Source organism: Kocuria tytonicola, from assembly GCF_003687455.1.
Taxonomy (GTDB): domain Bacteria; phylum Actinomycetota; class Actinomycetes; order Actinomycetales; family Micrococcaceae; genus Kocuria; species Kocuria tytonicola.
In genome coordinates this window covers 1-11,099 of record NZ_PHOA01000081.1, presented here as the reverse complement: position 1 = coordinate 11,099, position 11,099 = coordinate 1, and the positions used below count along the sequence as shown (strand labels likewise).

Below are 11,099 nucleotides of genomic sequence, written 5' to 3'. Positions count from 1 at the left end.
GGGCCCGGCCCGGGCGCTCGCAGGCCTGGGGCACCGCCGCCGGGTGCAGTACGCTCGCCCTGTGCGAGTAGACATCCTGAGCAAAGAGTTCCCGCCCGCCATCTACGGGGGAGCGGGGGTGCACGTGGCCGAGCTGTCCCGCGTGCTGGCACCGCTCGTGGACCTCAACGTCCGCTGCTTCGGCGAGCCCCGGGAGCCGGACTTCCACGGCGCCCGCGTGACGGCCTATCCCGTGCCCGCGGAGCTGGGCGATGCCAACGCCGCGATCCAGACCCTCGGCGTGGACCTCAGCATGGTCCAGGACGTCGCGGGTGCGGACCTGGTGCACTCCCACACGTGGTACGCCAACATGGGCGGGCACCTGTCCTCTCTCATGTACGACATCCCCCATGTGCTCTCCGCCCACTCCCTCGAGCCGCTGCGGCCGTGGAAGTCGGAGCAGCTCGGCGGCGGCTACCGCGTCTCCTCCTTCTCCGAACAGACCTCCTACGAGGCCGCCGCCGCGATCATCGCCGTGTCGGAAGGGATGCGCCAGGACATCCTGCGCTCCTATCCCGCAGTGGACCCCGAGCGGGTGCGCACCGTGCACAACGGCATCGACGTCTCCCAGTGGAACCGCGACGAGGGCACGGACGTGCTGGACGAGTACGGCATCGACCCCGCGCGCCCCTCCGTGGTCTTCGTGGGCCGCGTGACCCGGCAGAAAGGTGTGCCCTACCTGCTGCGCGCCGCCCTGCAGCTGCCGCCGGAGGTCCAGCTCGTGCTGTGCGTCGGCGCCGCGGACACCCCGGAGCTCGCCGCGGAGGTCAACGGCCTCATCGACCAGCTCAGGAGCGAGCGGGATGGCGTGGTGCTCATCGAGAGGATGCTGCCCCGCCGGGAGGTCATCCAGATCCTCTCCCACGCCACCGCGTTCGCCTGCCCCTCCGTCTACGAGCCGCTGGGCATCGTGAACCTGGAGGCCATGGCGTGCGGAGCGGCCGTCGTCGCATCCGCCACCGGAGGGATCCCCGAGGTCGTGGTGGACGGTGAGACAGGGCGCCTCGTTCCCATCGCGCAGGTCTCCGACGGCACGGGAACCCCCCTGGACCCCCAGGCGTTCGTGGACGACTTCGCCGCCGCGCTCACCGAGGTGGTCTCCGATCCCGAGCGCGCCCGCAGCATGGGAGAAGCCGGCCGGCACCGCGCGGAGGAGCACTTCTCGTGGGAGTCCATTGCGCAGCAGACGCTGGAGGTCTACCGCTCCGTGCTGTGAGACCACGAGCCCTGACTCGGGTGAACAGGTCCCTGGAACCGCCTGGTTCCAGGGACCTGTTCTCGTCATGCGCCCCGCTCGTGCCGCACCGGAGGAGGCGGCGCGGGCAGGAGCTCAGCGCGGGGCGCTCTCTGGTTGCCGCGGGCCGATCTCCGCGAGGATCCCCTCCAGCAGGCCCTCCACCGCGGCCAAGTAGCGTCCGTGGGTCTCTTCCGCGTCGGGGGAGAGACTCACCTGCACCATGTAGCCCTGGACCAGCCCGATGAAGGCGGGACAGAGCCGCTCGGCCGCCCGAGCGGCGTCGTCCTCAGGCAGCCCCCGTTCCTCGGCCAGCCACGCGGCGAGGTAGCGACGCAGGTGGGACGCGGCTTCCGCCAGGATGCCGCGGGCCGAGGTCTGCAGCTCCGGACGGCGCACCGCCTCGCCCCACACCTGCACCGGTAGGCCCGGAAACGTCCCGCGCTCCGGAATGTCCTCCACCACCAGCGCCAGGGCGCGTGCCGGATGGGGGAGCGGGCGCCGGGAGTGCAGCGCACCCAGCGTCCCGAGCCGGTCCCGCATGACACCGCGGCTGGCATCCAGGAAGAGCTCGTCCTTGCTCCTGTAGTAGACGTACACGGCGCCGGCGGAGAGCCCCGACTCCGCAATGATGTCCGCCATGGACACCGCGGAGAACCCTTTGCGTCCGATGCACGCCAGGGCGGCCTCCTGGATCCGGCGCCGCATCTGCTCCCTGTGCTCTTCAGTGACCTTGGGCACATCAACCTCCAAAACGAATGACCGTTCTTGACAGGGTACCGGACGAGGTCCACACTTTCCAAGAACATTCATTCTTTGTGAGAGGAGACGCGCATGTCTCACGTGAGGACCCCAGAACCCCGGCAGCGCCCGGACTGGCTCAAGAGCATCAAGGCCGCGCTCATCGCCACGGCAGTGGTGTCGATCGTCCTGCTGGCGTTCGCCTGGCCCACGGCCACCTCCAGGACGGAAAACCTGCCGGTCGCGGTGGTGGGGACCCAGGACCAGATCGACGCCGTCACGGAGAAGATGCCCGACAACCTGCTGGACCTGCACCCGGTGGCCGATCGCGAGGACGTGCTCAACGGCATCAGGACGCGCGAGGTGTACGGCGGCATCGTCCTCGGATCCCAGCCCGAGATCCTCACGGCCAGCGCGGCCAGCCCCGTGGCGTCGCAGATGCTGACCACGGTGGGGACGACCATGCAGCGCGGCATCGACCAGAAGGTCATCGAGGGCACCACGCAGGCGCTCGAGAAGATCAAGGGCGCACTGGCCAAGGGCCCGGCCGGCATGGCGGGGCTGGCGCAGCAGGGTTCGCAGCAGCAGGCCGGAACACCGCCCACCGTGAAGACCACGGACGTGGTGCCACTGTCCGAGGACGATCCGCGGGGGAGCGGGCTGGCCATAGCGGGACTGCCCCTGACCATGGGCGGAATGATCGGCGGCATCCTCATCTCCACCCTGGTGACCGGCGTGCGCAAGCACCTGCTGGCGCTCGGTCTCTACGGTGTGCTCGGCGGCTTCGTCCTGGCGGCCATCCTGCAGGGGCTGTTCGGCATCCTGCAGGCCAACTTCTTCGCCAACTGGGCGGCCATCGGACTGGGCATCGCGGCCACGGCGTCCGTGATCGTGGGCCTGAGCTCACTGATCGGGCGCGCCGGCCTGGCCGTGGGAGCCGTCCTGACCATGTTCATCGGCAACCCGATCTCGGCCCTGACCTCACCCAAGGAGTTCATCCTGCCGCCGTTCGGGGAGATCGGGCAGTGGCTCGTGCCGGGTCTGTCCGGAACGGTGCTGCGTGACCTCTCGTACTTCCCGGAGGCCAACATCGCCGCGCAGATCTGGGCGCTGATCGGGTGGCTCGCCCTGGGCGTCGTCCTCACGTTCCTGGGTCACCACCGCAACGAGTCCTCGCTCACCGGCAAGCCGGAGGCCCCGAGGCAGGCCCAGCCCGCGGAGGCCTGACGGATCGAGCGGCGGACCGCGCGCACCCCGCACCGGAGCACCCGGACGGGATGTGCGCGGTCCGCCACCGGAGAAGCTCGTCCCGGAGCCGGAGCGCACCGCCGGGGAGGCACAGGAGCCGGCAGCCGGTGAGGTCAGCCCGAGAGCGGGGCAGAAAGGCCTGGCCGCGCGGACCGCCACGGGCTACACGGCCGGGGAGGCGCACACGGGCGGCCCGTAGCGCCTCGCCCCGCATAGTTTACATAATGTACATTATCGGTCATGTAGTTGTCACGGGGATGTCAGGGTTTCGCCACCAACCACCCCTTGTTCCCGAGCGACTTTCAAGGGTCGCGTCCGTGGGCGGTCCGTTCCCTGCTCCCGCTCATCCCAGACACGCGAGGTGCTGAAGGTCGCATGGCGAATGCCTGCCAGGCGGGTACCGTGCGACGGTTCGCTTCGCAGCTTCGCACCCCGGCCATCCCCTCGTGTCCGGACTGGTACAAAACCTGGTTCAGACCCGCTGCGGGGCCGCAGCTCCGCCGGGAACCGACCACCTGCGGATCGTGGCATCTGGCACGCCCTTCCCCCAGGCCCACCACCCAAGCCGGCCAGACGTTCTCAACAACGCATACCGACTCGAGATTTTTACCTTGACTTTAAAGTCAGAGTTCATGTAGAGGGCGCGATAAAGTAGCCCCATGACCTCTGCATCCGAGCCGTCCACGCATCCTGAACCCACTCCCGTTGCTCCCCCCGCATCGCGCGCGGTTGACCCCGTCTCCCCCGAGCGTCGTGCGGCCCGCATCTCAGCGTCCCGCTGGCCCATCTTCCTCGTCGTGGACCTCGTGCTGGTGGTGGTCTTCGCCGCGATCGGTCGCGCGAGCCACGGGGAAGACGTGGCTGGCATGCTGCTCACGGCGTGGCCGTTCATGGTGGGCGCGCTCGTGGGTTCGCTCGCGTGCCGCGGGGCGAACCGTCCCGCAGCGGTGATCCCCACGGGCGTCTCGGTGTGGCTGTGCGCAGTGGTGGGCGGCATGGTGCTGCGAACGTTCACCGGGCAGGGCACCGCACTGGCGTTCGTCGTGGTGAGCATCGTGGTCCTGGGGGTCCTCCTGGTCGGATACCGGCTCGTCCTCGCGGCAGTGCTGCACTCCCGAGGCCGCTGAGCCGGAATTCCCCCGACCTCCCCGTCGCGAGCAACGCGCACTTGTTGCCCAGGCACACCGTCGGATCACCGGCGACCCGGAATTGCCCAGAAGCTCCCCACACGGCAGCCCTCCCCCGTGCTGTTCGACCGCCACCCCGGGCCCACCGGGCGCTGACCAGCCGCCCACATCTTCCCCGGCTGTCACCGCTACTCTGGGACGACACCGTGGAAAGGAATGCCATGTTCACCGCCATCGTCCTCATCAGAACCTCCTCCGACCGGATTCCCGAGGTTGCGCAGCAGGTCTCCGACATCCGCGGTGTGTCCGAGGTCTACTCGGTCACGGGCGAGTGGGACCTCATCGCCCTGGTGCGCGTGGAGCAGCACGAGCAGCTCGCGGACGTCATTGCGGACGAGCTGTCCAAGGTCCCGGGCGTGGAGTCCACGAGCACCAACATCGCCTTCCGCACCTACAGCACCCACGATCTCGACGCGGCGTTCTCCCTCGGCATCGACGACTGAGGGATTCGCACCAGCCCGAACAGCACGACGCCGCTCCCCCGGCAACGGGGCGAGCGGCGTCGTCGTCCAGTGCAGCCGGGCTCCGCATCGTGTCGGGGGCGTGAGGGTGGAGCAGCGCTGAACCGTGGGGCCCGAACGGTGCCGGCGCCCCGGGTCAGGCGGCCGAGAAGGCGATCCAGCGGTCGAGCGCCCCGCGCGCGGCCCCCGAGTCCACGGCGTCGGCGGCGCGAGTGACGGCCGCCTCGAACCGCTCCGCGAACGGCTGGTCGGAGGCCTCCGCAACCGCCACGAGACCCGCGGCGGCGTTGAGCAGCACGGCGTTGCGCACGTGACCGCGGGCGCCGTCGAGGACGTCGCGCACCACGCCCGCGTTGTGGGCGGCGTCGCCACCGCGCAGGTCGGCAATGCTCGCGCGCGGCATGTCGAACTCCAGCGGTTCGACCGTGTGCTCCGTGATCGCACCGTCGCGGACCTCCCACACGGCCGACGGCGCCGTGACCGTCAGCTCGTCGAGCCCGTCTCCCCCGCGGAAGACGAGTGCACGGTCCCCCCGGTTCTGGAACACGCCGGCCATGAGCGGCGCCAAGGCGGCGTCGGCCACGCCGATCGCGGAGGCGGACACGCGTGCCGGGTTGGTGATGGGGCCCAGGAAGTTGAATGCCGTGGGTACTCCCAGGGCCTTGCGCGCGGCGGCGGCGAAGCGCATGGACGGGTGGAACGTCTGGGCGAACAGGAAGGTGATCCCCACCTCCGTGGCGCAGCGCCGCACCAGGTCCACGGGCATGTCCAGCCGCACGCCCAGGGCCTCCAGGACATCCGCGGAGCCGGACTTGGACGACGACGCCCGGTTGCCGTGCTTGACCACGCGCGCGCCCGCGCCGGCGCAGACCAGGGCAGCCATTGTGGAGATGTTGACGCTCGAGAGACGGTCACCACCGGTGCCCACGATGTCGAGCGCGGGGCCGGGAACGGAGACGGGGCGCGCGTGTGCCACCATGGCGTCCGCCAGTCCATTGAGCTCGGCGACGCTCTCACCCTTGGTCCGCAGGGACATCAGGAAACCGCCGATGACCGCGTCCGGAACCTCCCCCGCCATGATGCTGTCCATGGCCCAGTACGCCATGTCCCGTGTGAGGTCCTCCCCCTGCGCGAGGGCGGTGAGGAGATCGGGCCACTGGAACGGTGCTCGGGGGCTGCTGGAAGTACTCACATCCCCGACTCTACCGGGCGACTCGCCCCCCGCACCTGCCCACGGCACGGGTGAGGGGCACCCCGGTACCTCCCCCGTCGCCGACGCCGATGCGGAACGGGGAGGGCGGGCCCGGCGACACGGTGGACCCCGAACGCCCAGGTGGTTGGTCCGCCGAGAGTTTTGGCGACATAATGTCTCTGTGACAACTGCGACTCATACCCCAGCCAAACCGGTGGGCGCGAGCATCACTCGCCCCAACCTCACCTCCGTGGGCACCATCGTGTGGTTGTCCTCCGAGGTGATGTTCTTCGCCGGACTCTTCGCCATGTACTTCACCCTCCGCGCCACCTCTCCCGAGGTCTGGTCGGAGAACACCGAGGTGCTCAACGTGCCCATGGCGACCGTCAACACCCTGGTGCTCGTGCTCAGCTCCGTGACCTGCCAGTTCGGCGTGTTCGCGGCGGAGCGGCTCCAGCCCCGGCGCACCGGGGGTCTCTTCCAGATCACCAAGTGGGGCATGACCGAGTGGTTCGCCCTCACGTTCCTCATGGGTGCCGTGTTCGTGTCCGTCCAGGTCTACGAGTACGCCTCCCTGGTGTCCGACGGGGTCACCATCGCCGCCAGCGCGTACGGTTCCGCCTTCTACATCACCACGGGCTTCCACGCCCTGCACGTGACCGGCGGCCTCATCGCCTTCCTCTTCATCATCGGCCGTGCCTTCGTCGCCAAGCGATTCGGGCACTACGAGGCCACGTCCGCCATCGTGGTGTCCTACTACTGGCACTTCGTCGACGTCGTCTGGATCGTCCTCTTCATCCTGGTCTACTTCATCAAGTAGTCGGGTCCGGACCATCCGCCCATTCCAGTTCTAGACCCGAGTTAAAGGAACGTTTGACGTGAAGGCACTCTCACAAAAGCGCCGCCATCCCATGGCAGCCCTGGCGCTGTTGGTCATGGCTTTGCTTCTGACCGGTGGACTCTACGCAGTTGCCACAACCACCAACGAAGCCAAGGCCGAGACCACCACCTACTCGGCTCAGGACATCCAGGACGGCGAGAAGCTGTTCCAGTCCAACTGCTCCACGTGCCACGGCATGAAGGCGGAGGGCACCGGGACCGGCCCGTCGCTGATCGGCGTGGGCGCCTCCGCCGTGGACTTCCAGGTGGGCACCGGGCGCATGCCGATGCAGATGCAGGGCCCGCAGGCGCAGGTCAAGCCCCAGCAGTTCAACGAGGAGCAGACCAAGCAGCTCTCCGCCTACGTCGCCTCCCTCGGCGCGGGTCCCTCCGTCCCGGACGAGGAAGACCTCGACATTTCCAAGGGCAACTCTGCGGAAGGCGCCAAGGTGTTCCTGGCGAACTGCGCCATGTGCCACAACGCCGCCGGGCAGGGCGGTGCCCTCACCCGCGGCAAGTTCGCCCCCTCCCTCATGGGCGTGAGCGAAGAGCACATCTACGAGGCCATGCAGACCGGCCCGCAGAACATGCCGGTGTTCAACGACGCGAACATCACCCCCGAGGAGAAGCGGGACGTCATCACGTACCTGAAGACCCTCGACAACAACACCACCGTGGGCGGTTTCAGCCTCGGTTCCCTGGGCCCCGTCTCCGAGGGTCTGTTCATCTGGACCATCGGTCTGGTCGTAGTCATCGGCTTCACGGTCTGGCTGACCTCCCGCTCCGCCTGAGAGCACCGGCTGGCCACTGGCCGGCACCCTAGACACTATTCACACAGCACCAAGAGAAGAATGAGGGACCACATGGGCGACCATCGTGACGGCACTCCCCCCAAGAGCGGGGCGGTTGTCACCTCGGACGGAGCGGACATGGAGCACTTCCCGAACCCGGGACTCCCACCGCACCGACCCCGCGTGACGGACGTCGACCCCAAGGCGGCCAAGCGAGCCGAGCATCAGGTGGTCCTGCTGTTCCTGCTCTCCGTGATCGGCTCCGTGATCTTCTTCGTGGCCTATTTCGGAATCCGCGTGGACGGCCCGCTCTACGACGCCGTGAACACCGAGCCCACCTCGCGGTTGCGGTTGCAGAACCTGCTGCTCGGACTGGGCATAGCCCTCGGCATGTTCGGCATCGGCGTGGGCGTGGTCCACTGGGCCCGCACGCTCATGCCGGACCACGAGATCGTCGAGCAGCGCCACGACATTCGCACCGAGGACGAGCGTGCCGAGGCCCAGGGCATCCTGAACACCATCTACGACGAGTCCGGTGTGAAGCGCCGGCCCCTGCTGCGCAACACGCTCATCGGCGCTGCCGTGCTGATGCCGCTGCCTTTCGTCGGCCTGCTCAAGGACCTCGGCCCCACCGACCTCAAGGTGCTGCGCCACAGCATGTGGGACCAGGGCGTGCGTCTCGTGCGTGACCCCTCCGGCACCCCCATCAAGGCGTCCGACGTCACCCTCGGCTCGGCTTTCCACGTGATTCCCGAGAACCTCACCAGCCTCAGCCACGAGGACGGCTACCTCAACGAGAAGGCCAAGGCCGTGGTTCTGCTGATGCGCCTCGATCCGGACAAGGTCAACGTGTCCGAGGAGCGCAAGGACTGGAACGTGGACGGGATCTTCGCCTACTCCAAGGTCTGCACGCACGTGGGCTGCCCCATCGCACTGTACGAGCAGCACACGCACCACCTGCTGTGCCCGTGCCACCAGTCCACGTTCGACCTCACCAACGAGTGCGAGGTCATCTTCGGCCCGGCCTCCCGGCCCCTGCCGCAGCTGCCCATCTCCGTCGACTCCGACGGTTACCTGGTGGCGCGCAGCGACTTCCACGAGCCCGTGGGCCCCACCTACTCGCAGCGCGGCTTCGCCGTCAACGACATGCAGGATGAGGCTAAGTGATGTCCACATCTAGTGACTTCGAATACCGTCCCACCACCCGCACCGGGCGGATTGCCAACTTCGTGGACACCCGCGTGGGTGGCTCCTCCATCGTCAAGGAGTTCGGCCGCAAGGTCTTTCCGGACCACTGGTCCTTCATGTTCGGCGAGGTGGCGCTGTACAGCTTCGTCATCCTGCTGCTGTCCGGCACCTTCCTGGCACTGTGGTTCGACCCCACCATGACCTCCATGGAGTACCAGGGCAACTACGTGCCCATGCAGGGCGTCGAGATGTCCGGGGCCTACGCCTCCACGCTGAACATCTCCTTTGACATCCGCGGTGGCCTGTTCCTGCGCCAGCTGCACCACTGGTCAGCGCTGCTGTTCGTGATGGCGCTCTCCGTGCACATGCTGCGCGTCTTCTTCACGGGGGCCTTCCGCCGCCCGCGTGAGCTCAACTGGGTGGTGGGCTGCGTGCTCTTCATCCTCGCGATCGTCGCGGGCTTCTCTGGCTACTCGCTCCCCGACGACGTGCTCTCCGGCAACGGCCTGCGCATCGCGGACGCGATTGCCAAGTCCGTCCCCGTGGTCGGCACGTACATCTCGATGTTCATGTTCGGCGGGGAGTTCCCCGGCCACGCGATCATCGGCCGTCTCTACATCGTGCACGTGCTGATCATCCCCGCGCTGATCCTCATGATGATCGTCGTCCACCTCTTCATGGTGGTCGTCCACAAGCACACCCAGTTCGCCGGCCCGGGCCGCACCGAGAACAACGTGGTGGGTTTCCCCGTGGGCCCCGTCTACGCGGCGAAGGCCGGTGGCTTCTTCTTCATCGTGTTCGGCATCCTGGCTGCCATTGCAGGCACCACCACGATCAACGCGATCTGGAACTACGGTCCCTACGATCCATCCCCCGTTCAGGCCGGCTCGCAGCCCGACTGGTACATGGGGTTCTCCGACGGCGGTCTGCGCCTCATGCCCGGCTCCTGGCCGTTCTCCTGGGAGATCGACCTGTTCGGCCTGGCCATCCCGCTCGCCATCCTGCTGCCGCTGATCCCTATGGCGGGGATGTTCGGTGTGATGTTCGCGTGGCCCTGGATCGAGCGCTGGGTCACCCGGGACGACCGCGTGCACAACATCCTCGACCGTCCGCGCAACGCGCCGTTCCGGACGGCGGTGGGTGCCGCGGGGGTCACCTTCTACGCGGTGCAGATGATTGCCGCCTCCGGCGACCTCATTGCAACCCACTTCCACCTGGCCGTGAACGACGTCATCTACTGGCTGCGTGCCCTGTACTTCCTGGGCCCCATCCTGGCATTCATCATCGTGCGTCGCTTCTGCCTGTCCCTGCAGCGCAAGGACCGCGAGATCGTGCTCCACGGGCGTGAGTCCGGCCGGATCCAGGCCCTGCCCCACGGCGAGTTCGTGGAGGTCCACGAGCCCCTGGACGAGTACCGGCGCTACAAGCTGGTGGACTTCCAGGACCACCAGGTCCAGCCTGCCCGGGCGAACGCCAAGGGCAAGATCACCGGCAGTGAGAAGATGCGCGGCCGCCTGAGCCGCATGTTCTTCGAGGACCGCGTGGCACCGGTGACTCCGGCTGAGCTCGAGGCGGCCCACGGCCACCACGACGCCGAGCCTGTCGCCGTGGGTGCGGGTTCGCACTCCGCCCAGCTCGAGAAGTAGTCGGCAGAGCAGGCGCTCTGCCCCCTTGAAGGGCCCGTGACGATCCACCAATCGTCACGGGCCCTTCGCACGCCCTCTTCATGAAGGTCTCCGGCTTCCCTGACGGTTTTCGTGGGCAGTCACGAGTCGGTGGCCCGGGGGTCTGGAGAGGTAGCGTCCCTGACCACGTCATCCTGCTCGCACCGGGCCCCCCGCCAGCCGGACCACTCCCCCTGCCTTTCCCGGGGCTCACAACGCTCTGTGCCCCGGCCCCGTGGGGTCGCAACGGGTCCCATGTGATCGCCGGAGGGGCGCGACGGTCAGGCGCACGAGGCGGACCGGCGGTCCCGCCTGCGCGGACAGTCCTACCCGCTTTTCATGTACCACCTAGGGCGTGTCTGACAAAGCCTTCGTCCAGGTGATGACGGAGTGCAGGATGATGGCGGCGCGGTAGGTCACAGCGTGTTTGTCGTACCGGGTTGCGATGGCGCGCCATTGTTTGAGGTGGCAGTAG

General features: G+C 68.0%; 10 protein-coding genes and 1 pseudogene. 8 read left to right on the top strand and 3 right to left on the bottom strand.

Features of this window, described 5'->3' with window-relative positions; genetic code table 11:
- The first annotated feature begins 61 nt into the window (after nt 1-61).
- The gene (glgA, locus tag CWC38_RS09025; protein WP_121846435.1) at nt 62-1,255 is read left to right on the top strand and encodes a glycogen synthase; all 1,194 of its coding nucleotides are present in this window, start codon (nt 62-64) and stop codon (nt 1,253-1,255) included.
- Nucleotides 1,256-1,369: 114 nt separating this feature from the next.
- Here the strand turns inward: glgA and CWC38_RS09020 are convergent, their stop codons facing one another.
- Nucleotides 1,370-2,014, bottom strand: coding sequence for a TetR/AcrR family transcriptional regulator (locus CWC38_RS09020; RefSeq protein WP_240625186.1), 645 nt, complete (start codon nt 2,012-2,014; stop codon nt 1,370-1,372).
- A gap of 93 nt (nt 2,015-2,107) precedes the next feature.
- Here CWC38_RS09020 and CWC38_RS09015 point away from each other — a divergent pair, with 93 nt between their 5' ends.
- From CWC38_RS09015 to CWC38_RS09005, 3 genes are all read left to right on the top strand, one after another.
- Nucleotides 2,108-3,241 carry a YhgE/Pip domain-containing protein gene (locus tag CWC38_RS09015; protein ID WP_121846433.1) on the top strand — a complete coding sequence of 378 codons (1,134 nt, stop codon included), beginning with the start codon at nt 2,108-2,110 and terminating at the stop codon, nt 3,239-3,241.
- A 680-nt stretch (nt 3,242-3,921) separates the two neighbouring features.
- The gene (locus CWC38_RS09010) at nt 3,922-4,389 is read left to right on the top strand and encodes a DUF3054 domain-containing protein (RefSeq protein ID WP_121846432.1); all 468 of its coding nucleotides are present in this window, start codon (nt 3,922-3,924) and stop codon (nt 4,387-4,389) included.
- A 221-nt stretch (nt 4,390-4,610) separates the two neighbouring features.
- Nucleotides 4,611-4,892 carry an Lrp/AsnC family transcriptional regulator gene (locus tag CWC38_RS09005; RefSeq protein ID WP_206059886.1) on the top strand — a complete coding sequence of 94 codons (282 nt, stop codon included), beginning with the start codon at nt 4,611-4,613 and terminating at the stop codon, nt 4,890-4,892.
- 154 nt (nt 4,893-5,046) lie between these two features.
- Here the strand turns inward: CWC38_RS09005 and trpD are convergent, their stop codons facing one another.
- Nucleotides 5,047-6,102 (bottom strand): anthranilate phosphoribosyltransferase, encoded by a 1,056-nt coding sequence (gene trpD, locus CWC38_RS09000; RefSeq protein WP_121846430.1) that lies wholly within the window; start codon nt 6,100-6,102, stop codon nt 5,047-5,049.
- Nucleotides 6,103-6,283: 181 nt separating this feature from the next.
- Between trpD and ctaE the strand changes: the two genes are divergently transcribed.
- From ctaE to qcrB, 4 genes are all read left to right on the top strand, one after another.
- Nucleotides 6,284-6,922 carry an aa3-type cytochrome oxidase subunit III gene (ctaE, locus tag CWC38_RS08990; RefSeq protein WP_121846428.1) on the top strand — a complete coding sequence of 213 codons (639 nt, stop codon included), beginning with the start codon at nt 6,284-6,286 and terminating at the stop codon, nt 6,920-6,922.
- A 58-nt stretch (nt 6,923-6,980) separates the two neighbouring features.
- The gene (gene qcrC, locus CWC38_RS08985) at nt 6,981-7,772 is read left to right on the top strand and encodes a cytochrome bc1 complex diheme cytochrome c subunit (protein ID WP_121846427.1); all 792 of its coding nucleotides are present in this window, start codon (nt 6,981-6,983) and stop codon (nt 7,770-7,772) included.
- Between the two features lie 72 nt (nt 7,773-7,844).
- Complete coding sequence (gene qcrA, locus CWC38_RS08980) at nt 7,845-8,939, top strand: cytochrome bc1 complex Rieske iron-sulfur subunit (protein ID WP_206059885.1); 1,095 nt, start codon at nt 7,845-7,847, stop codon at nt 8,937-8,939.
- Nucleotides 8,939-10,606, top strand: a complete 1,668-nt coding sequence (gene qcrB, locus CWC38_RS08975; RefSeq protein WP_121846425.1) for a cytochrome bc1 complex cytochrome b subunit — start codon at nt 8,939-8,941, stop codon at nt 10,604-10,606. Before qcrA ends, qcrB begins: the two co-directional genes overlap by 1 nt.
- A gap of 366 nt (nt 10,607-10,972) precedes the next feature.
- On the opposite strand, the pseudogene CWC38_RS12405 reads toward qcrB, so the two are convergent.
- Nucleotides 10,973-11,099 (bottom strand): annotated as a pseudogene (locus tag CWC38_RS12405) (IS5/IS1182 family transposase); the annotation flags it as partial.

What these genes read in the sequence shown, in the direction of transcription:
- CWC38_RS09010 (WP_121846432.1), top strand. Translation starts at nt 3,922, where the DNA reads ATGACCTCTGCATCCGAGCCGTCCACGCATCCTGAACCCACTCCCGTT.
- qcrB (WP_121846425.1), top strand. Translation starts at nt 8,939, where the DNA reads ATGTCCACATCTAGTGACTTCGAATACCGTCCCACCACCCGCACCGGG.
- qcrA (WP_206059885.1), top strand. Translation starts at nt 7,845, where the DNA reads ATGGGCGACCATCGTGACGGCACTCCCCCCAAGAGCGGGGCGGTTGTC.
- CWC38_RS09005 (WP_206059886.1), top strand. Translation starts at nt 4,611, where the DNA reads ATGTTCACCGCCATCGTCCTCATCAGAACCTCCTCCGACCGGATTCCC.
- CWC38_RS09015 (WP_121846433.1), top strand. Translation starts at nt 2,108, where the DNA reads ATGTCTCACGTGAGGACCCCAGAACCCCGGCAGCGCCCGGACTGGCTC.